The sequence below is a fragment of the Murinocardiopsis flavida genome (assembly GCF_003014485.1).
GTDB lineage: Bacteria > Actinomycetota > Actinomycetes > Streptosporangiales > Streptosporangiaceae > Murinocardiopsis > Murinocardiopsis flavida.
Genome location: NZ_PYGA01000005.1, coordinates 65,955 through 90,211, shown reverse-complemented (window position 1 = coordinate 90,211; position 24,257 = coordinate 65,955). Strand labels below are relative to the sequence as shown.

General features: G+C 72.7%; 23 protein-coding genes and 1 tRNA gene. 15 read left to right on the top strand and 9 right to left on the bottom strand.

Going from position 1 to position 24,257, the window contains the following annotated elements; all coding sequences use genetic code 11:
- The first annotated feature begins 273 nt into the window (after nt 1-273).
- The gene (locus CLV63_RS09080) at nt 274-1,326 is read left to right on the top strand and encodes a D-alanyl-D-alanine carboxypeptidase family protein (protein ID WP_245928675.1); all 1,053 of its coding nucleotides are present in this window, start codon (nt 274-276) and stop codon (nt 1,324-1,326) included.
- A gap of 55 nt (nt 1,327-1,381) precedes the next feature.
- On the opposite strand, the gene CLV63_RS09075 is transcribed toward CLV63_RS09080, so the two are convergent.
- The 4 genes from CLV63_RS09075 to CLV63_RS09060 all read right to left on the bottom strand — a co-directional run bounded on the left by CLV63_RS09075 (nt 1,382) and on the right by CLV63_RS09060 (nt 3,858).
- On the bottom strand, nt 1,382-1,798 hold the full coding sequence (locus tag CLV63_RS09075; protein ID WP_106582498.1) for an MscL family protein: 417 nt from the start codon (nt 1,796-1,798) through the stop codon (nt 1,382-1,384).
- Between the two features lie 160 nt (nt 1,799-1,958).
- Nucleotides 1,959-2,624, bottom strand: a complete 666-nt coding sequence (locus tag CLV63_RS09070) for an SAF domain-containing protein (RefSeq protein WP_106582497.1) — start codon at nt 2,622-2,624, stop codon at nt 1,959-1,961.
- Between the two features lie 121 nt (nt 2,625-2,745).
- Nucleotides 2,746-3,105, bottom strand: a complete 360-nt coding sequence (locus CLV63_RS09065; protein ID WP_106582684.1) for an FmdB family zinc ribbon protein — start codon at nt 3,103-3,105, stop codon at nt 2,746-2,748.
- A gap of 177 nt (nt 3,106-3,282) precedes the next feature.
- A complete protein-coding gene (locus tag CLV63_RS09060) occupies nt 3,283-3,858 on the bottom strand; it encodes a 5-formyltetrahydrofolate cyclo-ligase (protein WP_170134180.1) in 576 nt (191 codons plus the stop codon).
- 185 nt (nt 3,859-4,043) lie between these two features.
- Here CLV63_RS09060 and galU point away from each other — a divergent pair, with 185 nt between their 5' ends.
- The 9 genes from galU to CLV63_RS09015 all read left to right on the top strand — a co-directional run bounded on the left by galU (nt 4,044) and on the right by CLV63_RS09015 (nt 11,849).
- Entirely contained in the window at nt 4,044-4,973 is a 930-nt protein-coding gene (galU, locus tag CLV63_RS09055) for a UTP--glucose-1-phosphate uridylyltransferase GalU (RefSeq protein ID WP_211301224.1), read from the top strand.
- Nucleotides 4,974-5,064: 91 nt separating this feature from the next.
- Nucleotides 5,065-6,276: a molybdotransferase-like divisome protein Glp gene (gene glp, locus CLV63_RS09050; protein WP_106582494.1), complete on the top strand. Its 1,212-nt coding sequence runs from the start codon at nt 5,065-5,067 to the stop codon at nt 6,274-6,276.
- A 52-nt stretch (nt 6,277-6,328) separates the two neighbouring features.
- Nucleotides 6,329-6,817 (top strand): cyclic pyranopterin monophosphate synthase MoaC, encoded by a 489-nt coding sequence (moaC, locus tag CLV63_RS09045; protein ID WP_106582493.1) that lies wholly within the window; start codon nt 6,329-6,331, stop codon nt 6,815-6,817.
- The gene (locus CLV63_RS09040) at nt 6,814-7,332 is read left to right on the top strand and encodes a MogA/MoaB family molybdenum cofactor biosynthesis protein (protein ID WP_211301223.1); all 519 of its coding nucleotides are present in this window, start codon (nt 6,814-6,816) and stop codon (nt 7,330-7,332) included. The genes moaC and CLV63_RS09040 overlap by 4 nt, the downstream gene beginning before the upstream one ends.
- A 221-nt stretch (nt 7,333-7,553) precedes the next feature.
- On the top strand, nt 7,554-8,240 hold the full coding sequence (locus CLV63_RS09035) for a GNAT family N-acetyltransferase (protein ID WP_106582492.1): 687 nt from the start codon (nt 7,554-7,556) through the stop codon (nt 8,238-8,240).
- Between the two features lie 489 nt (nt 8,241-8,729).
- The gene (sepX, locus tag CLV63_RS09030; protein WP_106582491.1) at nt 8,730-9,392 is read left to right on the top strand and encodes a divisome protein SepX/GlpR; all 663 of its coding nucleotides are present in this window, start codon (nt 8,730-8,732) and stop codon (nt 9,390-9,392) included.
- 65 nt (nt 9,393-9,457) lie between these two features.
- Nucleotides 9,458-9,531 (top strand) — tRNA-Ala (locus CLV63_RS09025).
- A 461-nt stretch (nt 9,532-9,992) separates the two neighbouring features.
- Nucleotides 9,993-10,268: a hypothetical protein gene (locus tag CLV63_RS09020; RefSeq protein ID WP_106582490.1), complete on the top strand. Its 276-nt coding sequence runs from the start codon at nt 9,993-9,995 to the stop codon at nt 10,266-10,268.
- Between the two features lie 243 nt (nt 10,269-10,511).
- Nucleotides 10,512-11,849, top strand: a complete 1,338-nt coding sequence (locus CLV63_RS09015) for an MFS transporter (RefSeq protein ID WP_245928674.1) — start codon at nt 10,512-10,514, stop codon at nt 11,847-11,849.
- Between the two features lie 43 nt (nt 11,850-11,892).
- Here CLV63_RS09015 and CLV63_RS09010 read toward each other — a convergent pair whose 3' ends face one another.
- Nucleotides 11,893-13,149, bottom strand: coding sequence for an ROK family transcriptional regulator (locus CLV63_RS09010; RefSeq protein WP_106582488.1), 1,257 nt, complete (start codon nt 13,147-13,149; stop codon nt 11,893-11,895).
- Between the two features lie 258 nt (nt 13,150-13,407).
- On the opposite strand from CLV63_RS09010, the gene CLV63_RS09005 reads away from it, so the two are divergent.
- The 3 genes from CLV63_RS09005 to CLV63_RS08995 are packed head-to-tail and all read left to right on the top strand — an operon-like array spanning nt 13,408 to nt 16,807.
- Nucleotides 13,408-14,607, top strand: a complete 1,200-nt coding sequence (locus CLV63_RS09005) for a Gfo/Idh/MocA family protein (RefSeq protein WP_106582487.1) — start codon at nt 13,408-13,410, stop codon at nt 14,605-14,607.
- Nucleotides 14,604-15,761, top strand: a complete 1,158-nt coding sequence (gene xylA / locus CLV63_RS09000; protein WP_106582682.1) for a xylose isomerase — start codon at nt 14,604-14,606, stop codon at nt 15,759-15,761. Before CLV63_RS09005 ends, xylA begins: the two co-directional genes overlap by 4 nt.
- 35 nt (nt 15,762-15,796) lie before the next feature.
- Nucleotides 15,797-16,807 carry a sugar phosphate isomerase/epimerase family protein gene (locus CLV63_RS08995; protein ID WP_106582486.1) on the top strand — a complete coding sequence of 337 codons (1,011 nt, stop codon included), beginning with the start codon at nt 15,797-15,799 and terminating at the stop codon, nt 16,805-16,807.
- Nucleotides 16,808-16,815: 8 nt separating this feature from the next.
- Here the strand turns inward: CLV63_RS08995 and CLV63_RS08990 are convergent, their stop codons facing one another.
- Nucleotides 16,816-17,136: a sec-independent translocase gene (locus CLV63_RS08990; RefSeq protein WP_106582485.1), complete on the bottom strand. Its 321-nt coding sequence runs from the start codon at nt 17,134-17,136 to the stop codon at nt 16,816-16,818.
- 173 nt (nt 17,137-17,309) lie between these two features.
- Here CLV63_RS08990 and CLV63_RS08985 point away from each other — a divergent pair, with 173 nt between their 5' ends.
- The gene (locus tag CLV63_RS08985; protein WP_106582484.1) at nt 17,310-18,185 is read left to right on the top strand and encodes an ion transporter; all 876 of its coding nucleotides are present in this window, start codon (nt 17,310-17,312) and stop codon (nt 18,183-18,185) included.
- A gap of 88 nt (nt 18,186-18,273) precedes the next feature.
- Here CLV63_RS08985 and CLV63_RS08980 read toward each other — a convergent pair whose 3' ends face one another.
- Both CLV63_RS08980 and CLV63_RS08975 read right to left on the bottom strand, forming a co-directional pair.
- Nucleotides 18,274-18,477, bottom strand: a complete 204-nt coding sequence (locus CLV63_RS08980; protein WP_106582483.1) for a cold-shock protein — start codon at nt 18,475-18,477, stop codon at nt 18,274-18,276.
- Nucleotides 18,478-18,733: 256 nt separating this feature from the next.
- Nucleotides 18,734-20,368, bottom strand: coding sequence for a dolichyl-phosphate-mannose--protein mannosyltransferase (locus tag CLV63_RS08975; RefSeq protein ID WP_106582482.1), 1,635 nt, complete (start codon nt 20,366-20,368; stop codon nt 18,734-18,736).
- A gap of 139 nt (nt 20,369-20,507) precedes the next feature.
- Between CLV63_RS08975 and rsmI the strand changes: the two genes are divergently transcribed.
- Nucleotides 20,508-21,377 (top strand): 16S rRNA (cytidine(1402)-2'-O)-methyltransferase, encoded by an 870-nt coding sequence (gene rsmI / locus CLV63_RS08970; RefSeq protein WP_245928673.1) that lies wholly within the window; start codon nt 20,508-20,510, stop codon nt 21,375-21,377.
- A gap of 92 nt (nt 21,378-21,469) precedes the next feature.
- On the opposite strand, the gene secD is transcribed toward rsmI, so the two are convergent.
- Entirely contained in the window at nt 21,470-24,187 is a 2,718-nt protein-coding gene (secD, locus tag CLV63_RS08965; protein ID WP_106582480.1) for a protein translocase subunit SecD, read from the bottom strand.
- Between the last annotated feature and the right edge of the window lie 70 nt (nt 24,188-24,257).

Here is a 24,257-nt window from a genome sequence, read left to right as displayed (position 1 = left end):
GGCGCCGGTGCGCCGTGGCGGCGAACCGGGTCGGCACTCCGCGTGACGGGCCCATGGTGCGACGATCCCGCCGCGCGGTACCGCGCGCGGCGCTGGGCCCGCGCCTTCGCGAGAGTCCGTCCGGTTGTGGACATGTAGTACGTTGCGTGGCGGCCAGGCGTTATCGAGGAGAGGCAGTCGGAGGAAAACCAGGTGCCCTTCGTTCCCGGTTCGACGCGGCGGGGTTCCGCCGGGTCGCCAGGCGGGATTTCGCCCGCCGCAGAGCCGCGCCCCGTGTCCCGCGCGCGGCTCGCCTTCGGTGTGTGCATGGTCCTGGTGTTCGCGCTCTTCCTGATCCCCGGCGCGCAGACGGCCTTCGACCCGGCCGGCGACGCCGCCTACGCCGACAACGACCTGAAGTCTTTGAAGGACCGGGCGGAGAAGTCGAAGGACGAGCTGGAGAAGGCCACCAAGGCGTACACCAAGCGCGAGAAGGCCCTGGAGAACGCCCAGGACGACCTGGTCAAGACCCTGCACAAGTTGCAGCAGACCGAACTGAAGCTCTCCGACATGCGCGAGCCGCTGGCCAAGCTCGCCGTCACCATGTACAAGCAGCCCGACGTCGGCGCCGCGAGCCTGGTGACCTCCGGGTCGATCACCTCCGACCTCCAGGCCGAGTCGCACGTCCTCAAGCTCTCGGAGAACCAGGAGGCGCTGCTGGAGGAGGCCAACGGCCTCAAGCGGCAGCAGCAGGGGTACACGACCAAGGCCCAGGACCTCCAGTCGTCCACCCAGTTGGAGAAGGTCGAGCTCAAGGACGACCTCGACAAGCTGAAGAAGCAGTCTAAGACCAGCACGGACAAGCTCCTCAAGGAGTTGAAGGACCGCGGCCTGTCCGTCGAGGCGTACGAGGCGGGCGTCGAATGCGACCCCGACAAGGGCGCCGCGGCGGCCGACTACCCCAACGGCCTCCTCCCGCAGGACGCCCTGTGCAAGCTGCACGAGGGCGACCACAAGCTCCGCGCCGACGCCGCCATCGACTTCCTCAAGATGAACGAGGCGTACAACGAGGAGTTCGGCACCGACATCTGCCTGACCAGCTCCTACCGCGACCTCGCCAACCAGCAGCGGGTCTACTCCGAGCAGCCTCCCGGCAACGCGGCGGTCCCCGGCACCAGCAACCACGGCCTCGGCCAGGCGGTCGACCTGTGCGGCGGCGTGCAGAACGAGGGGACACCCCAGTTCAACTGGCTTGAGGCGAACTCCACCGAGTTCGGCTGGTTCCACCCGCAATGGGCCTACTCCAGCCCGTACGAGCCGTGGCACTGGGAGTACAAGACCGAGTAGCGCGCGGCGTGCGCTGCGCGGCGGCCCCGCGCAGGGCCGCCGCGCAGCGGGGTGTTCAGGGCGTGGGCATCGTGACCTCGGGGGTCACCTCCGTGGTGCAGTACGCGCAGCGGGTCGCCGCCTTGTCGATCTCGCTCATGCACTCGGGGCACGGCCGGTGGGTGGCCTCCTCCTTGCGCGCGAAGCGGTCCATCAGCTTGGTAGTGGGCAGCACCACCACGAAGTACAGGACCGCCGCCGTCAGCACGAAGGTGATGGCGGCGTCGACGAACGGCCCCCACACGAACTTGCTGCCGTTGATGGTGAAGGACGCGTTGCCGAACTCCGGGACGCCGCCGAAGATGCCGAGCAGCGGGGTGATGAAGCCTTCGGTGAAGGCGGTGATGAGCTGCGCGAAGACGGTGCCGATGACCACCGCCACTGCGAGCTGCACCAAGTTCCCTTGGAGCAGGAACCTCCTGAATCCGTCCATGCCTGTTCCGTCCTTCGTACCGTGTCGAGTCGTCGTCGGGCGCCGCGCACCGCGCGGAACGCGGGGGGCGGGCGCCGGCCCGTGCCGCCGGGGCGCCGGGCCCGGTGGGGGAGGGGCGCCCGGCGGCATCGCGGCACCGTCCACCGCCATGAGTGAACGGTCAACCTCGGATGGTAACGGAGAGCCGCCCGGCGAGTGTGCCGATCGCCAACCGCCGCGCCTCCTCGCGGGTGGCGGCGATGACGATGAGGGCGCCCGGCTCGCCCTCGCCGGCCTGCTCGCGGGGGAGAGCGACCACGGGGCGGTCCGCGGCGACGACCTCGGCGGTGGCGGCGGAATCGGCGTCGACCTCGGCGGCGAGGGGGTCCTGCGCGGCCGCGATGACGTCGACGCGGGTGCCGGGGCGCAGCAGGGCGGCCGTGCCGCGGTCGGCGATGCGCACGGGGGCGGCGACCAGCGCGGCGCCGTAGCCGGCGGTGAGCGGCTCGGCGATGCGCGCCCCGGTGAACACCTCGCCCTTGCGCATCGGGGCGGACAGCGACGCGCCGCGGGGCGGTGCGGTCGGCGGCAACGCGCCGTCGGGGACGGTGCCGCGCTCCTGGCTGCGGGTGGCGAAGTCGGCGCCGGAGAGCGGCGCGAGGGCGTTGAGGTCGCGGGCGGCGACCAGCACCTCGGCGGTCGCGGCGGGCGGCGGGCGGATCAGCAGCAGCGCGCCGACGAGGGCGAGCGCGGCGCAGGCGGCACCGGCGGCCCTGCGCCGGCGCGCCGCGGCGAGCGCCGGGCGGTGCAGGGGCGCGGCGGGGCCGCGCCGCAGGAAGGACGGCATGGGCGCACGGTAGGCGGCCGACGCGGCAAGGTGCGGCGGCCGTCCACAGCAGCCCGGTACGCAGCGGAATCGGGCGCGGCGCGGCGCCGCGCCGAGGTAGCGCCCGGGCCGGGCGGCGGGGTCAGGCGACCTTGGTCGAGGACTCCGACGAGGCGGACGACGAGGACGAGGACGCGGACGACGAGGTCGACTCGGCCTTCGCGGGGGTCGACGACTTCTCGCCGTCGGAGCTCTTCTCGGCGGACTTCTCGCCGCCACCGGACTCCGAGGAGCCGGACGCGGCGCCCGACGACGCGGTGGAGCGCGAGGCGCTGTCGGTGCGGTAGAAGCCCGAACCCTTGAACACGATCCCCACCGCGGAATACACCTTGCGCAGGCGCCCTTCGCACGCGGGGCACACGGTGAGCGCGTCGTCGCTGAAGCTCTGCACGACCTCCAGCGTCTCGTCGCACTCGGTGCATGCGTACTGGTACGTAGGCACGGACTCCTCCTCGTTGGCACTCTCGCGCATCGGCTGCTAAATAGTACGCGCACCGGCGGCGGGATGGTGACATCGGGGGAGCCGTGCCGCCGCGCGTCCGCGTCGTCCGCCGGTACAACACGGGACCGGCGCGGCGGTGTTCCCGCCCCCGCGGCGGTCGGCCGCCCGCGGCCGCCCTCAGAACCGGACTGCGCCGCCGCCCGGTGTGATCACCCCGCCCACACGGCGGTCGTGCGGTTCCGCGGGGACGTCGTCGACCAGTTCTGTGTCGTAGATCACCGCGAGGGTGAGGGTCTGCGGCCCGGTGTGCGCCAGCGCGCGGTCGTAGCAGCCGGCGCCGCGCCCCAGCCGGATGCCGCGACGGTCGACCGCCAGCGCGGGGCAGACCACGCCGGCCGCGCGGCGCACCGCGTCGCTGCCGTAGCGCGGCCCGGTGGGCTCCATGAGCCCGTGCCCGGCGGGGGCGAGGCTGTCGGGGCCGTCGTAGCCGGCCCAGTCGAGCTCCCCGCCGGGCAGCAGCACCGGCAGCAGCACATAGGCGCCGCGCTTCCACAGGGCGGTGAGGAGCTTGCGGGTGCCGGGCTCGGTCCCCACCGAGTAGTACAGGGCGACGGTGCCGCCCATGGTGAACTCCGGCAGGTCGACCAGCGCGTCGCGGATCGCGGATCCGGCGGCGTCGCGCACCCGCGCCGGCATGTCCCGGCGGGCGGCGAGCAGCCGCCGGCGCATCTCCTGTTTCGTCTCCCCGTTCATGTGAGGAGAGTCTGGCAGCACGCGCCGCCGCCGGCACCCCGGCGTCGATCCGGGGAAAGAACGGGGAACCCGCGGTGAACGGCGGGAACGCGGGCCCGACCCCACCGGCGCTGCGGCGTCCGGGCCGCCGCATGACCCCTCACGCAGGGGACTCCGGGCACCGGGCGGTCCCCTACAGTGCCGTCATGGCTGATACGCGACGCCCCGGTAGCCCGGTGACCAAGGCCGTGGTGCCCGCCGCCGGGCTGGGGACACGGTTCCTGCCCGCGACAAAGGCGACCCCGAAGGAGATGCTGCCGATCGTCGACAAACCGGCGATCCAGTACGTCGTCGAGGAGGCGGTCGACGCCGGCCTCGCCGACGTCCTGATGATCACCGGGCGCAGCAAGCGCTCCGTGGAGGACCACTTCGACCGCGCCTACGAACTGGAGGAGGCGCTGCGCCTCAAGGGCGACGACGAGCGCCTGCGCACCATCCGCGAATCGGCCGGGCTCGCCCAGGTCCACTACGTCCGCCAGGGCGACCCCCGCGGCCTCGGCCACGCGGTGCTGTGCGCTGCGGCGCACGTGGGCGACGAGCCGTTCGCCGTCCTGCTCAGCGACGACCTGATCGGCCGCAGCGAGGCGCTGCTGCGCCGCATGATCGAGGTGCGCGAGACCTACGGCGGCAGCGTGGTCGCGCTCATGGAGGTCGAGCCGGAGCAGGTCTCGCTGTACGGGTGCGCGGCGATCGCGCCCACGGCGGAGGACGACGTGGTGGCGGTGACCGACCTCGTGGAGAAGCCCTCGGCCGAGCAGGCGCCGAGCCGGTGGGCCGTCGTCGGCCGCTACATCTGCGACCCCGCGGTCTTCGACGTGCTGCGCGACACCCCGCCCGGCCGCAACGGCGAGATCCAGCTCACCGACGCGCTGCTGGAGCTCGCCCGGCGCGGGCCCGACGAGGGCGGGCCCGTCCACGGGGTGCTGTTCCGGGGCCAGCGCTACGACACCGGCAACCGGCTCGACTACCTGCGCACCGTGGTGGAGTTCGCGTGCGCCCGGCCGGACCTCGCCGAGGACTTCCTGCCGTGGCTGCGCCGCTTCGTGGCCGACCACTCGCCGGGGCCCGCCGACTGATACCCCGGGACTCCCTGGCGATCCGATGCGGCGAACGCGCGCTCTATGGGCGATGCTGGACGGCGAACGGAAACGGGGTGGACTGGCGCAGATGAAGAGCGTAGAGCAGCACACGACCGACCTGCTGGACCTGGTCGAACCGCTGGAACCGATCCGGATCGAGCTGCTGCGGGCGCAGGGCGGGGTACTGGCCGAGGACGTCACGGCCCCGGTGTCCCTGCCGCAGTTCGACAACTCGGCCATGGACGGATACGCCCTGGTGGCGGCCGACATCGCCGGGGCGGGCGCCGACACCCCCGTCCGGTTGCCCGTGGTCGCCGACATCGCGGCCGGCGACCCGGGCACGCACGCCATCAGAACGGGGATGTGCGCGCGCATCATGACCGGTGCCCCGATGCCGGCGGGCGCCGACGCCGTGGTCCCGGTCGAGTGGACCGACGGCGGCGTCGCCGAGGTGCTGATCAGCCGCCCGGCCAAGGCCGGCAACGCGGTCCGCCCGGCGGGCGGCGACGTCGAGAAGGGCGCCGGGGTCCTGCGGAGCGGGGCGCACATCGGCCCGGCCGAGATCGCCGTGCTCGCCGCAGTGGGGCACCCGGACGCCCTGGTCCACCCGCGGCCCCGTGTCGCTGTGCTGTCCACGGGCGAGGAGCTGGTCGAACCGGGCACACCCATCGGCCCCGGCCAGATCTGGGAGTCCAACGGCTACATGCTCACCGCGGCGGCGATCGACGCCGGCTGCGCGGCGTTCCGGCACGGGTTCACCGGGGACGACCCGTCGACCGTGCTGGCGACCCTCGGCGACGTCCTCCCGCACGCCGACATCGTCGTCACCACCGGCGGGGTCAGCATGGGCGCCTACGACGTCGTCAAGGAGGCGCTGACCCAGCTCGGCACCGTCCGCTTCGAGCAGGTGGCGGTGCAGCCGGGCAAGCCGCAGGGCGCCGGGACCGTGCACGGCACGCCGATCGTCACACTGCCGGGCAACCCGGTGAGCTCCTTCGTCTCCTTCCACCTGTTCGTCCGGCCGATGCTCGCCAAGCTGAGCGGCCGCGCGCCCGAAGGGCTGCCCGCGCTGCGCGCCCCGCTGGCGGCGCCCGTCCGCGACTCGCCGCAGGGCCGCCGCTCCTACCTGCGGGCGCAACTGGAGTATGCCGCCGACGGCGGCCTCGCTGTGCGCCCGGTGGCGCGGCAGGGCTCGCACCAGCTCGCCGCGCTCGCGTCCGCCGACGCCCTCATCGTCGTGGACGAGGCGGCCACCGAACTGCCGGCCGGCCGCGTCGTCGACGTCCTCAGGCTGCCCTGACCCCGCCGCCCGCCCCGAGAACCCCCGCCCTCGAACCAGAAAGCGCCCCAGCATGCCCGAACCGCACGATTCCGGCCTCACCCACCTCGACGCGTCCGGCGCGGCACGGATGGTCGACGTCTCGGCGAAGGAGGTGACCGCCCGCACCGCCACGGCGACCGGCACCGTCCTCGTCGCCCCCGAGGTGGTCGCGGCGCTCCGCTCCGGCGAGGTCCCCAAGGGCGACGCGCTCGCCGTGGCGCGCATCGCCGGGATCCAGGGCGCCAAGCGCACCCCCGACCTGGTGCCGCTGTGCCACCCGATAGCGGTGCACGGGGTGGACGTCGCAGTGGAGGTCGTGGAGCGGGGCGTCGACATCAGCGCGACCGTCCGCACCGCCGACCGCACCGGCGTCGAGATGGAGGCGCTCACCTGCGTCATGGCGGCCGCGCTCGGCCTCGTGGACATGGTCAAGGCGCTCGACCCCGAGGCGGTCGTGACCGACGTCCGGGTCGAGGAGAAGACCGGCGGCAAGACCGGGTACTGGCGACGGTCCCGGTGAGCGGCCCGGCGCACGGCGCGCGGGTCCTGGTCATCACCGTGTCGAACCGGGCCTCGGCGGGGGTCTACGCCGACACCTCCGGCCCGCTGCTGGTGGAACTGCTGGCGGCGGCGGGCTGCGCCGCCGAAGGCCCGGTGGTGGTCCCCGACGGCGCACCGGTCGCCGAGGCGCTGCGCGGCGCGCTCGCCGACGGCTACGCCGCCGCGGTCACCAGCGGGGGGACCGGCCTGAACCCCAACGACGAGACGCCCGAGGTGACCGCTCCGCTGCTGCGCTACGAGATCCCCGGCATCGCCGAGGCGCTGCGTGCCGAGGGCCGCGCGAAGGGCGTCCCGACCGCGCTGCTGTCGCGCGGCCTCGCCGGTGTCGCCGAGCGCGACGGCCACCGCATGCTGGTCGTGAACCTGCCGGGGTCCAAGGGCGGGGTGCGCGACGGCATGGCGGTCCTCGGCCCGGTGATCGGCCACGCCGTCGACCAGATCCGCGGCGGCGACCACCCGCGTCCCGTCGACTGAGGCGGGCGGCGCACGGCGGCCGTCGCGCGGCGGCCGGTGCCCGGGGGCGCCGTGCGGGCGGCCCCGCGGGCGGGGTGGGATACTGGTCCGGCGCCGCGACGGCGCCGGCGTACGGTTTCGCATCCGCCGGGTGGGCGCCCGATCCGGCGGCGCCCGGCGGCCCGCGAGGCGGCCGGTGCGGACCGCGGCGCGGTCGTGTGCTCGGACGAGAGGAAGCGGCAGTGAACCGGATCCGCGGCTGGCCGGTGTCCCTGGAGGAGGGGCTGGTCGGCCTGCGTCCGCTGCGGCTGCGCGACGCAGCGGCGCTGCGCGAGAGCCGCACCCGCAGCGCCGAATGGCTGCGCCCGTGGGAGCCCACCCACCCCGAGCTGCCGTTGCAGAGTTCCGGTCTCGCCCCGTACGTCGCGATGGTCCAGGCGGTCCGCCGCGAGGGGCGGCACGGTGTCGCCATGCCGTGGGCCGTGACCTACGACGGGGTGTTCGCCGGCCAGCTGACCGTGGGCGCGATCGTGTGGGGGTCCGCCCGGTCGGCGCAGGTGGGGTACTGGGTCGACCGGGCGTTCGCCGGCCGGGGCGTCACGCCCACGGCGGTGGCCCTCGCCGTCGACCACTGCTTCTTCGCGGCGGGGCTGCACCGGATCGAGGCGAACATCCGGCCCGAGAACCGCGCGAGCCGCCGGGTCGCCGAGAAGCTCGGGTTCCGGGCCGAGGGGGTCCGCCGCCGCCAGCTGCACATCGACGGCGCATGGCGCGACCACATCTGCTACGCCCTGACCGTCGAGGACGTCCCCGGCGGACTGCTCACCCGGTGGCGCGAGCACCTGCGCGGCGGGCGGTTCGACGCGTCGGCCCCCGAAGCGGACGACGCCTCGATCCCGCCGCTGCCGCCCGACCCCCGGCTGCCCTGAGCGCGCCGCCGCGGCCGGAGCGGCGCCCGAACGCCGCCGCCGCGGGTCGCCGCACTCGGATCGGCGCGCGATAATCGCCGGACCCGAGCGTTCCCGGACCGGCGCGGAATCGGTCCACTACGCTCCGTTTTCAGCCATAACTCATTGCATTGAACGTTATGACCTGCACGTTTCCTGATGCGATGACCCGTCAGGGAAAGAGGAAAGACTGTAATCTCACGACACTCCGGTCCGAATACTGCGCATTCGCGGACACCGGGTCGTACCGTGCGGAACGTAGACGCATTCACGATGCAGACAAGACGCCCATTCGGTACGAGGGGGGCCGGGCATGCTGCCGAGCCGGGCGGCATCGCACCGTAGTCCCGCGGACACGATCGGCCGGGCGTCCGACCGCTCCGCTTCCGTGCGATGGGCGGCACCGGTCGCATCGGCGGCGCGTCGGAGGCTGTGGGGACTGTCCGGTGACCGGCTGTGCGAGGAGGGGCGATGAGCAGCTCTCCCCTGTACCTTGCGATCGTGGTGGTCTGGGCGATCGTCCTCGTGCCGATGCTGCTGCGGCGCGACGCCGCCGACCCCGCCGCCGACTCGCTGGACCGCACGGCACCGCGGTCCGCCGAGGACGCCGACGACTCCGACCTCGACACCGAGGAGCACGGCGACCCGGACGACGCGGCCGATGACGGTGCCGCCGCCGCCGACCGCGATGCCGAGGACGACGGCTCCGCCGACGACGGCGCCGAGCCGGCCGAGAACATCGACCCCGTCCCGGGCCGCGCCCCCGCTGCGCCCGTCGTCAGCAGGGCGGGCGTCATCGCCCGGCGGCGGCGCCGCACCTCCGGGCTGTCGGCGCTGCTGATCGCCACCGCGGCCGCCGTGGGCGCGGACCTCGGCCCGTGGTGGGTGCTCGTCCCGCCGTCGGTGCTGCTCCTCGGGCACCTGGCGCTGCTGCGCGAGGCGGCGAAGGCCGACACCGAGCGGCGGGCCGCCGAACGGGAGTACCGCCGCCGGCGCGCCGCGCACCTGCGACGCCGTGCCGCCGAGGCCGAGGCCGCCGCTGCGCGCGAGGCCGAGATCCTGGAGTTCACGGCCCGCCGCGACCAGGTCTACGACCAGAACGCCGACGCGCACCTGCGCGCCGTCGGCGACTGAGCCCTGCGCCCGGCGAATCCGTTTCGAGTACACGCCGTGAACTGCTAGTCTTTTGAGCGTCTCAAGGGGCTGTAGCGCAGTCCGGTAGCGCACCTCGTTCGCATCGAGGGGGTCAGGGGTTCGAATCCCCTCAGCTCCACGTTTTCCCAGGTCAGACTCTTAGGTCGGGCCTGGGATTCGTTGTTTCCGGGTCCCCGATGCGCTTCCGGTCCGCTCCTGGTGCGCCGCCGGCGCGCGCCGCGCGGGGCGCCCCGCCCGGTCGCGGCTTCCGGCCCGCCGGTGCCGTCCGCCCTGCGCAGCCGCTCCCGGGCCGCGGCGCGGCGTCCGTACGGTGTACCACCGCCCGGCGCCCCGCGCGCCCCGGCCGCGTCCGTCCCCTCGTGCCCCATCCGATGCGCCCGCCCCGGCCGCCCCGGACCCCAGTGGTGTCGGCGCAGGTCGGACGGTATTCGACCGGCCCGTGAACAGAGCCCGGCCGCCCGGATGCACCGTGTTCGCGGGCTATCTGTACAACGTCGTAAAAGTCGGATTGGTTCATACTCGGGGCTTGTGGGATGAGTGGGTGATAAGTCATCTTTATAAGTGGGGATGGAGTCAGGTTTGACCGAAGGGTTCGTCGTGCTCAAGAAGCTCAGCGCGGTGCTGGCCGTCATGATGGCAGCGCTCCTGTTCGCCGCGGTTCCGGCCTCTGCCGACGTCGTCACAGCCAGTGGTGGTTTCAGTTGGTGGAACGTTGAAACGCTCGGCGGTGGATTCAGCTGGTGGAACGTTGAAACGTTCGGCGGCGGTTTCAGCTGGTGGAACGTTGAAACGCTCAGTGGTGGTTTCAGCTGGTGGAACATCGAGTCACTCAGCGGCGTCCTGCGCCTCTGGTGACCGCCTCCGCGCCGGACCACGGGTCGGCGGGCGCCGTCGGCCCCGGGCCGTTGCGGCGGTCACTGCGGGTACCCGGCCCCGTTAAGGGCCGGGTACCCGCTCCCATGTCCGGGGCCGCGGAGTAGGGTGCCGCGGTGACCGGAGCCGCACGGGCGGGTTCCGCGGTTCGCCGCCGCTCGGACGTGCACGAGCCCCGCCCGCTGTGCCCGGCGCGTGTCCCCACAGCGGAAGGAGCCGGCCGACGTGTCGGTTGAACCCGGTGCACCCGGCGGGTCGGCTGCGCCCGCCCCGGAGCCCTCGCCACCCGCCCCGATGCGGCGCATCGCGGTCGCCAGCTTCATCGGCACCGCGATCGAGTTCTACGACTTCTACATCTACGCCACAGCGGCGGCGCTGGTCCTCGACTCTGCGTTCTTCCCGGAGCTCGACCCGGTGGCCGGCCGGGTCGCGTCGTTCTCGACGTTCGCCGTCGCGTTCATGTCGCGCCCGCTCGGCTCCATCCTGTTCGGGCACTGGGGCGACCGCATCGGCCGCAAGTCGATGCTCGTCGCGTCGCTGCTGGTGATGGGCTTGTCGACGGTGGCGATCGGGCTGCTGCCCGGCTACGCGACCGCGGGCCTGCTCGCCCCGGTCCTGCTGGTCCTGCTGCGCTTCCTCCAGGGCATCGGGCTCGGCGGGGAGTGGGGCGGGGCCGCGCTGCTGGCGACCGAGCACGCGCCCCAGGGCAAGCGCGGGATGTACGCGATGTTCCCGCAGCTCGGCCCGCCCGTGGGCTTCATCGCCGCGAACGGCCTGTTCCTGCTGATCGGCCTGGTCCTCACCGACGACCAGTTCGTCGCGTGGGGCTGGCGCATCCCGTTCATCGTCAGCATCGCGCTGGTCGCCGTCGGCCTGTACGTCCGATTGCAGATCGCCGAGACCCCGGTGTTCCGCCGGACCATGGACGCCCGCCAGGTGGCGCGCGCCCCGTTCGTGGACCTGCTGCGCAACCAGTGGCGCGAGGTGCTCCTCGGCTCCCTCGCCATGGCGGTCACCTACTGCCTGTTCTACACGGCGACGGCGTACGGCCTGTCGTACGCCACCGACCCGGCCGGGCTCGCGATGGACCGCAACACGGTCATCCTGGCCACGATGATCGGCGCGGTCGGCATGGCCATCGGGACCGTCTACGCCTCGATGGCGTCGGACCGGCGCGGGCGGCGGCCCACCATGATGCTGTTCACGGTCATCGCCATCGTCTACGGCGGCTTCATGTTCCCGCTGGTCGACACCGGCAGCCTGCTCGGGGTGACCGCAGCCTTCACCATCGCCCTCGTCCTCATGGGCCTGATCTTCGGGCCCATGGGCGCGTTCCTGCCGGAACTGTTCCGCACGCGCTACCGGTACAGCGGTTCGTCGCTGGCCTACAGCCTCGGCGGCGTCCTCGGCGGCGCCGTGCCGCCGCTCATCGCCACCTCCCTCCAGGCGACCCCGCTGGGTTCCACCGCCGTCGGGCTGTTCGTGTCGGCGGTCGGCGTGGTGTCGCTGCTCGCACTGTGGGCGCTCAAGGAGACCAAGGACACCGCGATGGCGGACGGCTAGCATCCGGGCACCCTGCGGCGCCGCGCGCGCCGCAGGGGCCGCCTCAGGGCGGCGCGGGCGCGCGCTCGGGCAGGGGGAGCCGCCCCCGGTCCAGCGCGTCCACGAGGGCGCTCGCGCCGCCCCTGGCGGCGGCGGTGAGGCCCAGGCCGGAGGTCTGCACCCGCCCGGGCCGGTCCGGGGCGAGGCTGTGCGCGGCGACCGCCGCAGCGCAGGGCGGGCCGAGCCACGGGGCGAGCGGCACGAAGTAGCCGCCGAGGATCACCGCCGCCGGGTCGATCACGTTCACCAGTGCGGCGGCGCCCCGCCCCAGCCAGGTCCCCGCCCGCCGCAGCGCGCGCCGCACCGCGGGGTCGCCCGCCTCGGCGCGCGCGACCGCCGCGTCGACCGCGCGGGACAGCCCGGCGCCCGAGAGCGGGCCGTCGGGCATCAGGTCGGGGACGGCGTGGCGCAGGACCGCCTCGACCCCGGCCAGCGCCTCAAGGCAGCCGCGCCGGCCGCAGCCGCAGCGCGGCCCGCCGCGCAGCAGCGGCACGTGCCCGATCTCGCCGGTGTACCCCGACGAGCCGCGCAGCAGCGCCCCGCCGGTGAGGATCCCCGCCCCGACGCCGACCTCGCCGGTGATGTAGACGAGGTCGGGGGTCCCCGCGAGGTGGCCGCCCCGGTACTCGGCGATGACGCCGAGGTTCGCGTCGTTGTCGACGTGCAGCGGCATCGCCGGCAGCCCGGCCCGCGCCATCAGCCCGGCGATCCGCTCCCGCAGCGGGAACCCGGTCCAGCGCAGGTTGGGCGCGTTGGTCACCACGCCGCTCGGCGCGTCCACGAGACCCGGCACGGCGACGCTCGCCCCCAGGACGGTGCGGCTGCGCAGCAGCGGGTCGGCGACGGTGTGCGCGAGCAGACCGGTGATCCGCTCGGCGCACGCCTCGGGCCCGGCCGAGCGGGCGTCGAACGCCGCGTGCCTGCTGAGGAGCACGCCTTCGAGCAGGTCGACGGCGACCACCGTCAGGTAGTCGACGTTGACCTCCAGGCCGACGGCGGCGATGCTGCGCTCGTCCAGGGCGAGCCCCACCCCGGGCCGGCCGACACGACGCTCCGCGGGGGCGCCCACCTCGCGCACCAGGCGGCGCGCCGCGAGGTCGGCGACGATGCTCGACACGGTGGACTTCGTCAGCCCGGTGGCGGCCGCGATCTCGGCGCGCGAGCAGGGCGCCGCGGCGCGGATGGTGCGCAGCACGGTCCCGAGGTTCGCCTCGCGGACCCCCTGCGCGCCCGCGGGGCCGATGGTCGGTGTGCCCGGCATCGCTGCGCGAGGCCTCCCTCCTCCCCGGCGCGCCGCCGCTGTACGAGCGACCCTCCGGGGTCCGTCCGGCGCCGCGGGGTGACATCGCGGTGACCGGAGTATTGACACTGTGTTCGTCCAATAACCAAACTAATCCATGAGCCGGGGCCCCCGTCCAGCGGCGGTTTCGGTCACCGAGAGGCGTTCCGACCCCTCATCCGCGACGGCTGCGCCGCGGACCGCGGCACCCGCCGCGGCACGGCGCGGGAAGGCAGAGCGATGACCGGAACCGCGCCCGCCGCCCCCATCGGCGTCGGCATCGTCGGCTACTCGTTCATGGGCCGCGCCCACTCCCACGCCTGGCGCTCCGCCGGGGCGTTCTTCGACCTGCCGCTGCGCCCCGCCATGACCGCCCTGGTCGGCCGCGACCCCGAGAAGGCGCGCGCCGCGGCGGCCGAGCAGGGCTGGCGCGACGTCGAGACCGACTACAAGGCGCTGCTGGGCCGCGACGACATCGACGTCGTCGACATCTGCACACCCGGCGACACCCACCCCGAGATCGCCATCGCCGCCCTCGACGCCGGCAAGCACGTCCTCTGCGAGAAGCCGCTCGCCAACACCGTCGCCGAGGCCGAGGCCATGGCGGCCGCCGCCGAGCGCGCCGCGGCGCGGGGCGTGCGCAGCATGGTCGGCTTCAACTACCGCCGCGTCCCGGCCCTGGCCATGGCCCACCGCCTGGTCGGCCAGGGGATCCTGGGCACCGTCCGGCACGTCCGCGCCCAGTACCTCCAGGACTTCCTGGTCGACCCCGAGTTCCCGCTGGTCTGGCGGCTCCAGCGGGAACGCGCCGGGTCCGGTGCCCTCGGCGACATCGGCGCGCACATCGTGGACCTCGCCCAGCACATCACCGGGCAGCACATCACCGGCGTCTCGGGGACGCTGGAGACCTTCATCCGCGACCGCCCGCTCGCCGAGTCCTCCGACGGGCTCGCGGCGCGCCCCGGCGAGCAGCGCGGCCCGGTGACCGTCGACGACGCGGCACTGTTCACGGCCCGCTTCGACAACGGCGCCATCGGCTCCTTCGAGGCCACCCGCATGGCGGCCGGCCGCAAGAACGCCATGCGCATCGAGATCAACGGCTCCGACGCCAGCCTCGCCTTCGACTTCGAGTCGATGAACGAGCTGCACTTCCACGACCACACCGAACGCGCCGAGACCGCCGGCTTCCGCCGCATCCTCGTCACCGAACCCGCCCACCCCTACATGGCTGCCTGGTGGCCGCCCGGCCACCTCATCGGCTACGAGCACTCGTTCACCCACGAGGTGAAGGACTTCATCGAAGCGGTCGCGGCGGGCACCGACCCCGTCCCGTCGTTCGCCGACGGCCTGCGCGTCCAGCGGGTGCTCGCGGCGGTCGAGGAGAGCGCGGCCAACGCGAGCGTGTGGACCCGCACCGACCCGGAAGGCGCACCGAGATGACCGACTACCGGCCCGTCCCCGAGGACAGGTTCAGCTTCGGCCTGTGGACCGTAGGGTGGCGCGGCGCCAACACCTTCGGCGACCCCGTCCGCCCCCCGCTCGACCCCGTCGACGCCGTGTACGGCCTCGCGGACATCGGGGCCTACGGCGTCACCTTCCACGACGACGACCTCATCCCGCCCGGCAGCGGTGCGGCAGCCCGCGACCAGGTCCTCGCCCGCTTCGGCAAGGCCCTGGACGACACCGGGCTGGCCGTCCCCATGGTCACCACCAACCTGTTCACCCACCCGGTGTTCCGCGACGGCGGGTTCACCTCCAACCGCCGCGACGTCCGCCGGTACGCCATCCGCAAGGTGCTGCGCACCATCGACCTCGCCGCGAGCCTGGGCGCCGCCACCTTCGTGTGCTGGGGCGGCCAGGACGGCGCCGAGTCCGAGGCGGGGAAGGACGACAGGGCGGCGCTCGACCGGCTCAAGGAGGCGTTCGACATCCTCTGCGGCCACATCAGCGAGCAGGGCTACGGCCTGCGCCTCGCCATCGAGCCCAAACCCAACGAGCCGCGCGGCGACGTGCTCCTGCCCACCGTCGGCCACGCCCTCGCGTTCATCCGCGAGCTGGAACGGCCCGACATGGTGGGCGTCAACCCCGAGGTCGGCCACGAGCAGATGGCCGGCCTGAACTTCGCGCACGGCGTCGCCCAGGCGCTGTGGCACGGCAAGCTGTTCCACATCGACCTCAACGGGCAGCGCGGCGTGAAGTACGACCAGGACCTGCGCTTCGGCGCCGGCGACCTCAAAGAGGCGTTCTTCCTGGTCGACCTGTTGGAACGCGAAGGCTACGCGGGCCCGCGGCACTTCGACTTCAAGCCGCCGCGCACCGAGGACATGGACGGCGTGTGGGCCTCGGCGGCGGGCTGCATGCGCAACTACCTGATCCTCAGGGACAAGGCGGCGGCGTTCCGCGCCGACCCCGACGTCGCAGCGGCGCTCGCCGCCGCACGAACGGCCGAACTGGCCGAACCCACCCTCGCCCCCGGCGAGGCACTGGCCGACCTGCGCGCCGAGGAGATCGACCTCGACGCCGCCGGCCCGCGCGGCTACCACTTCGAACGGCTCGACCAGCTCGCCCTCGACCACCTGCTCGGAGTGCGCTGACCCCCCTGACCGAGTACCGAGGAGCGGAGGACCTCATGCCACGTCCCGTGACCCTGTTCACCGGCCAATGGGCCGACCTGCCATTCGAGGAGGTGTGCCGCCGCGCGGCTGAGTGGGGCTACGACGGTGTGGAGATCGCCACCTGGGGCGACCACTTCCAGGTCGACCTGGCGCTCTCCGACGACACCTACGTCGCCCGCAAGCGCGAGGTCCTCGACTCGCACGGGCTCCAGGCCTGGGCCGTCTCGGCGCACATGGTCGGCCAGGCGGTGTGCGACGCCCCGATCGACGACCGCCACCGCGCCATCCTGCCCGGGCGGGTCTGGGGCGACGGCGACGCCGAGGGTGTGCGCCACCGCGCCGCGAAGGAGCTCAAGGACACCGCACGCGCGGCCGCCCGCCTCGGCGTCGACACCGTCGTCGGGTTCACCGGATCCTCGATCTGGTACACGCTCGCGATGTTCCCGCCGACCCCCGAGCACATGATCGACCGGGGCTACGCCGACTTCGCCGAGCGCTTCACCCCGATCCTCGACGTGTTCGACGCCGAAGGGGTCCGCTTCGCACACGAGGTGCACCCCACCGAGATCGCCTACGACTACTACTCGACCCGGCGGGCGCTCGACGCCGTCGGCAACCGCCCGGCGTTCGGCCTGAACTGGGACCCCAGCCACTTCGTGTGGCAGGACCTCGACCCGGCCGGGTTCATCCTCGACTTCGCCGACCGGATCTACCACGTCGACTGCAAGGACGCCAAGGTCCGCACCGGCGACGGGCGGCGCGGGCGGCTCTCCTCGCACCTGCCCTGGGGCGACCCGCGGCGCGGCTGGGACTTCGTGTCGACCGGGCGCGGCGACGTGCCGTGGGAGGACTGCTTCCGGGCGCTCAACACCATCGGCTACGACGGGCCGATCTCGGTGGAATGGGAGGACGCCGGCATGGACCGGCTCATCGGGGCGCCCGAGGCGCTGGAGTTCGTCCGCGGCATGGCCCGGATCGAGCCGCCCAAGGCGTCGTTCGACGCCGCGTTCGGCTCAGGGGGCTGAGCGCGGGCTCAGGTCGCTTCGTCGTCGAAGGGAGGGCGGCGGCCGTTCAACCGCGCGGCGGGGCTGCGCGGCGCGGGCGCGTCGTCGTCCTCCTCCTCCCAGAAGTGCTTCTGCACGAAGCGCTTGGGATTGAGGTCCTGCACGTCGAAGTCCTTGAACTCCGGCCCCAGGCCGTCCTGGATGTCGTTCTTGGCGCTGTCGGCGAGCTTCCTGAGCTGGCGCAGCGCGCGCCCCGCCTGGGCGGCGGCCTTCGGCAGCTGGTCGGGGCCGAAGACGAGCAGCGCGAGCACGCCGAGAACGATGAACTCACCAGCCCCGATGTTGAACATGCCGCTCCTGACCGTGGTCCTCCTGCCCTACGAAGGTTAGCCGGTCGCGCCGCGGCGGGGTACAGCGCGTCGCCCTCTCATTCGGGCCGGGGACCGCGCCCGCGGCGCACACACGGCCGACGGCTAGGGTGGCGTGGTTTCTCCCACAAAGCGCAGCCGGGCGGAGGGTGATTGTGGCAGGGGGCGGGTTCCGCGGCCGCGCGGTCGCGGTGGTCGACAGCGGATGGTTCCAGAACACCGTCATCGCGGCGATCGTCCTGAACGGGATCTCGCTCGGGCTGGAGACCTACGAGGACGTCTTCGGCCCCTACACCGCCTACTTCGGGATCGCCGACCGGGTGTTCGTCACCCTCTTCGTGACCGAGCTGCTGGTGAAGGTCTACGCCCGCGGGTGGGCGTTCTTCCGCGACCCCTGGAACTGGTTCGACCTGTTCGTCGTGGGGGTCGCGGTGGTCCCCGCCACCGACGGGTTCTCGGTGCTCCGGCTGCTGCGTATCCTGCGGCTGCTGCGGCTCATCAGCGTCATCCCGCAGATGCGCGAGATCGTCTCGGCGCTGTTCCGCTCGGTCCCCGGCCTGAGCACCGTCATCGGCCTGCTGTTCGTCATCATGTACACCTCGGCCGTGCTCGGCGAGAAGCTGTTCGAGGACATCTCGCCGCACTACTTCGGCGACCTCGGCACGACGCTCTACACCTTGTTCATGCTGCTCACCACGGAGAACTGGCCGGACATCTCCGACTCCGTCATCGAGGAGGCGCCCTACGCGTGGGTGTTCTTCGTGGTGTTCATCGTGGTCAGCGCATTCATCGTGCTGAACCTCATCCTCGGCGTCATCGTCACCTCCATGGAGCAGGAGGTGAACGCCGAACGGTGGGAGGAGGACCAGGAACTCGAACTCGCCCAGCACGAATCGGTGATGGCGCAGCTCGGTGCGCTCACCGAGGAGGTGGCGCGGCTCAGCGCGCAAATGCGCGCGATGGGAGTCGCGGGGGAGTTCGCAGAGGAGGGCGGTGGAATGGGGAAACAGAACAGCCCTTCGCCCGAATGACGGGCAAAGGGCCGAACAAGAACAACGTCGACAGGCGCGAATTGACGCGATCAACCAGGACGATCCCGCGGCAGCGGGGCCGGCCTCGTTAGAGCGCGCGCACGTTCGACGCCTGCGGGCCCTTGGGGCCCTGCGTGATCTCGAACTCGACGGACTGGTCCTCTTCCAGGTTCCGGAAGCCGGATCCCGCGATCGCCGAGTAGTGCACGAACACGTCCGGGCCGCCGCCCTCGACGGCGATGAACCCGAAACCCTTTTCAGAGTTGAACCACTTCACGGTGCCCTGAGCCATCTGCTCTCCCTTTGGGGACTACAAACGGGACCGCACCCTGCTGGTCCCGGGTTGCCGAGCGCCCATCCCCGGGAGTTACCGCCCAAATGACCAAGCGCCCACGTGAAGTTCCGCGACGCTTATTGGTGCATCCTTGGAAACTACAACCGCAACCAGGTCCAGACACTACCAGGAGGGACCCGGCGATGCCGAGGGTTGCACCGAGGAAATCGCGCGCGCGGACCCCGCCGTTCTACGGGCCGCACGCGCCGGGAATTCACTTCGGTCCGGCATTCCCGTAGATCCACGTCTCGGCCCACATCCGCTTGGCCCACTGCTCGTGCGGGACGACCTCGGCGCTGAGGATCGGGTAGAAATACGCGAAGTTCGCGATGATCAGCAGGAGCACCACGCCGTACAGCACGCCGCCCGCGACCCGGGTCCACGGCGCGTACCGGGGGTCGCCCACCTCACTGCCCATGGCCAGGCCCAGCGCCAGCACGATCGCGATGGCGAGGAACGGCACCACCGGCAGCGCGTAGAACACGAACATGGTGCGCTCGGGGTAGGCGAACCACGGCAGGATCCCCGCCGCGACCCCGAGCAGCGCCGCGCCGGCCCGCCAGTCGCGGTAGGTCATCCACCACGACAGCATCACGATGAGGGCGATGATCGACAGCCACCACACCGCGGGGGTCCCGATGCCGAGGATCGCGCTCGCGCACTTCGGGGCGCCGCACGTGGTCTGGTCGCCGTCGAAGTGGAACGCCACCGGTGTGCGCATGATCAGCCATTCCCACGGCTGCGACGCGTAGTCGTGCGGGCTCGACAGGCCGTTGTGGAAGGCCATCATCTCGCGGTGGTACTGGAGCAGGCTCCGCAGCGGGTTCACCACGGCCAGCACCCAGTCCGGCAGGGCCGCCCAGAACCCGTCGGAGTGCTGCGCGCCCCACTGCCGCGACCAGCCCATGGACGTGACCAGCCATCCCGCCCAGCTCGCGACGTAGACGACGACCGCCACCACAACGGTCTGGAAGAACGCCGGGATCGCGTCGACGAGGAACCAGCGCTTGACCGTGCCCTCGCGCTGCCCCGCGGTGCGCCGCGCCCCGTAGTCCCACGCGACGGTGAGCAGCCCGAATGCGGCGAGGTACCAGATGGCCGACCACTTGGTGCCGCACGCGAGCCCCATGCACACGCCCGCGCCGATGCGCCACCAGCGCACGCCCAGCCACGCGGCGGAGGTGCGGCCGGAATCGGCCAGCTCGGCGAGGCGGGCCCGGGTGCGGTCGCGGTCGACCACCAGGCAGCCGAACGCCGCGAGCACCCAGAACAGCATGAAGATGTCGACCATGGCGATGCGGCTCATGGTGAAGTGCAGGCCGTCGAGCGCCATGATCAGGCCCGCCGTGCAGCCCAGCAGCCACGAGCGGGTCATGCGGGTCGCGATGCGGCACAGCAGCAGCACCGAGAGCGCACCGAACAGCGCCGCGGCGAACCGCCACCCCGTGGGCGACATGGAGGCGCCGAACGGCAGCCAGCCCCAGAACGAGTCGCCGAGGGCGATCATCCACTTGCCGACCGGGGGGTGGACGACGAAGTCGGCGCCGCCGCGCCAGATGTCGTGCATGCCCTGGCCGAGCAGGGCGTCGGCGTTCTCGACGGTCTCGTGCTCGACGCCGTAGCGGCGGAGCGAGAACGCGTCCTTGGCGTAGTAGGTCTCGTCGAAGTAGATGCGGCCCGGCTCGCCCAGCCTGATGAACCGCAGCGCACCCGCGAACAGGGTGACGATCACGGCGCCGAGCCAGCCGATCCACGCGGGGAACGCGGCGGCCGGCGCCATGCGGTCGCGGACGGGCGCCCCGTCGCTCGGTCTCGGATCGGCCCCGGTCATGAGGGCTGTGGTGGTCATCGCGGCCCATACTAGGTCGAGGAATGGTGGCAGCGCCGGACGGCGGGCGGGCCTCCCGATCCGCCGCCCGGACCCGGGCGCGGCCCGGCAGCAGACGCCCGGCAGGGCCTCAACCGTAGCGGCAAGGAACGGGTGGAACGTGACGGAAACCGGCACCGGCGCCGCTGCGGCGGACACAGCGGGAACACTGATTCTCGCGGGGCTGCCCATCGGGAACGCGGCCGACACGCCGCCGCGGCTGCGCGCCGCGCTCGAAACGGCCGAGCTGGTCGCCGCCGAGGACACCCGGCGGCTGCGGCAGTTCGCCGCCCGCCTGGGGCTGCGGATCGGCGGCGGGCCCGGCGCCCGGGTGGTGTCCTACTACGACGCCAACGAGTCCCGGCGCGCCCCGGAGCTGCTCGCGGCCCTGCGGGCGGGGACCGACGTCCTCCTCGTCACCGACGCCGGGATGCCGGGGGTGTCCGACCCCGGGTACCGGCTGGTCACCGCATGCGTCGACGCGGGCGTGCCGGTGACGTCGATCCCCGGGCCCACGGCGGTCACCACCGCGCTGGTGCTGTCGGGGCTGCCCACCGACCGGTTCTGCTTCGAGGGGTTCGCCCCGCGCAAGGGTGCCGCCAACCACTTCGCCGCGCTGGCCGGGGAGCGGCGCACCATGGTGTTCTTCGAGTCGCCGCGCCGCCTCGGCGCCACCCTCGCGGCCATGGCGGCGGCGTTCGGCGCCGACCGCCGCGCCGCGGTGTGCCGGGAGCTCACCAAGACCTTCGAGGAGGTGCGCCGCGGCCCGCTCGGCGAGCTCGTGGAATGGGCCGCGGGGGAGGTGCGCGGCGAGATCACCATCGTCGTCGCGGGGGACGACCCCGCCTCGGTGCCGCGCGAACCCGCGGACCTCGCGGCCGCCGTCGCCGAACGCGAGGGTGAGGGCGTCCCCCGCAAGCAGGCCATCAGCGACGTCGCCAAGCGGCTCGCCGTCCCCAAGCGCGCGGTCTACGACGCCGTGCACAAGTAGCCGCGCGCAAGGCGTGCAAGGAGCGGGAAACGGGGAGCCCCCGCACGGTCGCGACCGTGCGGGGGCCCTGTTCGTTCCGGAGGTTCCGGGCGCTACACCACGGCGCCGTCGGACTCCTCCCGTGCGGTCCGCAGCTCCTTGCGCTGCTTCGTCTTCTTCTCCCTGACCTCGTGCGGAGGCGGGGTCCGGTCGTACTTCTGCAACCAGATCGACAGCGGTGTGCCCACGAAGACCGTGGACACCATGCCGGAGATCAGGCCGACCAGCATCGCGATGGAGAAGTCCGTCAGCGACGACCCGCCGAGGAACGCCAGCGCCCCCAGGATGAAGATGGCGCCGATGCCGGAGTTCACCGTCCGCGGCAGGGTGTGCAGGATCGCCCGGTTGGCGATCTCGCCGAACTTCGACTTGGTGTCGTGCGCCCATTCGTCGCGCACCCGGTCGAACACCACCACCGAGTCGTTCACGGAGAACCCGACGACACTCAGGATGGCGGCGAGGAACACCCCGTCGATGGGCTTGCCCAACCAGCAGAACAGGCCCACGACCACCACGACGTCGAACACCAGTGCCGCCATCGTCGCGGCCCCGAAGGACCATCGGAACCGCCAGGCGAGATAGGCCATTTGCAGGGCGAGCGCCGCGACCAAGGCGATGAGCGCCTTGTTGCGCAGCTCGTTGCCCATGCTCGGGCCGATCTTCTCGTCGCTGACGCGTTCGGTGTCGCCGGCGACCGCGCTGAGCGAGTCCTGGATCTCCTTGGCCTCGCCGTCGGAGATCTGGCCGGTGCGCACCGAGATGTCGCCGTCGCCCGACTCCTGCACGACCGCCTCGGGGAACCCGGCGTCGGAGACCGTCGAACGGGCGTCGTTGACGCTGATGCTCTCCTGGGTGTCGAAGTCGAGCACCCGGCCGCCGGTGAACTCCACGCCGAGGTTCGGCGGGCGCACCAGCATGCCCAGGACCGCGATCGCCGTGACCAGGCCCGCGATGCCCAGCCACAGGGTGCTGCGCTTCATCAGGTCGGGGTTGCGCTCGACCAGCCACTTGCGGACCTTGCTGATCCGCGAGATGCCGGTGATGTCCGGGTGCTTGCGGGAGAACGAGCGGCGCACCGCCCACTGCACGAACACCCGGGCGATGACCAGCGCCGAGATCATCGACGCGAGGGTGCCCAGGCCCAGCGTGACGCCGAAGCCCTGCACGGTGCCCGTGGCGAGGAAGAACAGCAGGGCCGCCGCGATGAGCGTGGTGACGTTGGTGTCGAGCACCGCGCTCCACGCCTTCTTGGTGCCTTCGACGAACGCCTTCTCCAGGTTCGGCGGGATCGCCCGCCGCTTGCGCTTGGACAGCACACCGGCTTCGGCGCCGTCCCCCTTGTCGCCCTTGTCGGAGCCCGCCGCGTCGGACATCCCCGCCGCCTTGTTGGCGGCGTAGACCTTCTCCTGGCGCTGGTACTCCTCGCGCGCCCGCTCGAAGATCAGCACGTTGGCGTCGATCGCCATGCCGATGGCGAGGACGAACCCCGCCAGGCCGGGCAGGGTGAGCGTCGCCCCCAGTGCCACCAGCGCCGCGTACGCCAGCAGCGTGTAGCAGGCCAGCGCGATGGAGGCGAGGAAGCCCACCAGGCGGTAGGCCGCGCAGATGTACAGGGCGGTCAGCAGGATGCCGATGCCGGCGGCGATGGCGCTGGCCTCGATGGCGTCGGCGCCGAGCGTCGGCCCGACGGTCTGGCGCTGGACCTCCTCGACCGGCAGCGGCAGCGAGCCGCCCTCGATCAGGACGGCGAGGTCGGTCGCCGAGTCCTTGGTGAAGCTGCCGGTGATGGAGGTCTGGCCGCCGCCCATGCCCGCATTGCAGCTGAACTCCTGGTTCACCTCGGGCGAGGAGATGATCTTGTCATCGAGCACGATGGCGACGCGGCGCTTGGGGTCGCCCTGCGGGTTGCAGGCCGCCTCCCCGGTCAGCTTCTTCCAGTCGTCGGGCCCCTGCCCGCGGAAGTTGACGTTCACCATCCAGTTCGACTGGAACTCGTCCAGCGCCGCCTCGGCGCTGCCGACCTGGTCGCCCTTGATGGCGGTGGCGCCGAGCTGCAACTGCTGCTGGCCGGACTCGTCGGGCAGCGTGAGCTTGACGTCGTCGGGGTTCTCGGCGGGGGCTCCGCCGCCGCCCTGCTGGCCCTGCTGTTGCTGCTGGAGGAGCTGCTGGAGCTCCTCCTCCGACATCTCGGGCTGCTCGCCGCCCTTCGGCTCGCCGCCCTTCTTCTCGCCCGCTGCGGGGGCGTTGGCCTCGTCGGCGGGCGCGTTCTGACCGTCGCCGGGCGCGGGGGCGCCGCCACCGGGTGCGGGTGCGCCGCCGCCCGGGACGGGGGCGCCGCCGGGAGCGCCGCCGCCCGGCATGCCGCCGGGCATCCCGCCCGGCATGCCGCCCTGCTGGGACGGTTCGACCCCCAGCACCGGGTGGAAGGTCAGCTGCGCGGTCTGGCCGATGAGCTCGGCCGCCTCAGTGGGGTCCTGGACGCCGGGCAGTTCGACGACGATCCGGTTCTCGCCGGAACGCGACATGGTGGCTTCGCTGACACCGAGGCTGTCGATGCGCTCGCGCAGCACCTCGATGACCTTGTCGGTGTTCTCGGCGTTCGCCTGGGTATCGGGGCCGTCCTGGGTCTCCAGGACGATCTGGGTGCCGCCGCTGAGGTCGAGCCCCAGCTTCGGCGGTACGAACCACGCCGCGCCGAACGCGGCGAGAACGATGGCCAGGGAGATGAGGCCGCGCAACCAGCGGCTCCCTGATCCCGTTCGACTGGACAATGGAAAAACGACCTCTCACGAGCACGGGGGCGGGAAACCCGGGCAAAAGCCGGGCAGGACTGCACCACTG

Excerpts from the sequence above, each read along its gene's own strand:
- CLV63_RS09075 (WP_106582498.1), bottom strand. The coding sequence starts at position 1,798 with ATGGACGGATTCAGGAGGTTCCTGCTCCAAGGGAACTTGGTGCAGCTC.
- CLV63_RS09070 (WP_106582497.1), bottom strand. The coding sequence starts at position 2,624 with ATGCCGTCCTTCCTGCGGCGCGGCCCCGCCGCGCCCCTGCACCGCCCG.
- CLV63_RS09060 (WP_170134180.1), bottom strand. The coding sequence starts at position 3,858 with ATGAACGGGGAGACGAAACAGGAGATGCGCCGGCGGCTGCTCGCCGCC.
- galU (WP_211301224.1), top strand. The coding sequence starts at position 4,044 with ATGGCTGATACGCGACGCCCCGGTAGCCCGGTGACCAAGGCCGTGGTG.
- glp (WP_106582494.1), top strand. The coding sequence starts at position 5,065 with ATGAAGAGCGTAGAGCAGCACACGACCGACCTGCTGGACCTGGTCGAA.
- moaC (WP_106582493.1), top strand. The coding sequence starts at position 6,329 with ATGCCCGAACCGCACGATTCCGGCCTCACCCACCTCGACGCGTCCGGC.
- sepX (WP_106582491.1), top strand. The coding sequence starts at position 8,730 with ATGAGCAGCTCTCCCCTGTACCTTGCGATCGTGGTGGTCTGGGCGATC.
- CLV63_RS09010 (WP_106582488.1), bottom strand. The coding sequence starts at position 13,149 with ATGCCGGGCACACCGACCATCGGCCCCGCGGGCGCGCAGGGGGTCCGC.
- CLV63_RS09005 (WP_106582487.1), top strand. The coding sequence starts at position 13,408 with ATGACCGGAACCGCGCCCGCCGCCCCCATCGGCGTCGGCATCGTCGGC.
- xylA (WP_106582682.1), top strand. The coding sequence starts at position 14,604 with ATGACCGACTACCGGCCCGTCCCCGAGGACAGGTTCAGCTTCGGCCTG.
- CLV63_RS08995 (WP_106582486.1), top strand. The coding sequence starts at position 15,797 with ATGCCACGTCCCGTGACCCTGTTCACCGGCCAATGGGCCGACCTGCCA.
- CLV63_RS08990 (WP_106582485.1), bottom strand. The coding sequence starts at position 17,136 with ATGTTCAACATCGGGGCTGGTGAGTTCATCGTTCTCGGCGTGCTCGCG.
- CLV63_RS08980 (WP_106582483.1), bottom strand. The coding sequence starts at position 18,477 with ATGGCTCAGGGCACCGTGAAGTGGTTCAACTCTGAAAAGGGTTTCGGG.
- CLV63_RS08975 (WP_106582482.1), bottom strand. The coding sequence starts at position 20,368 with ATGACCACCACAGCCCTCATGACCGGGGCCGATCCGAGACCGAGCGAC.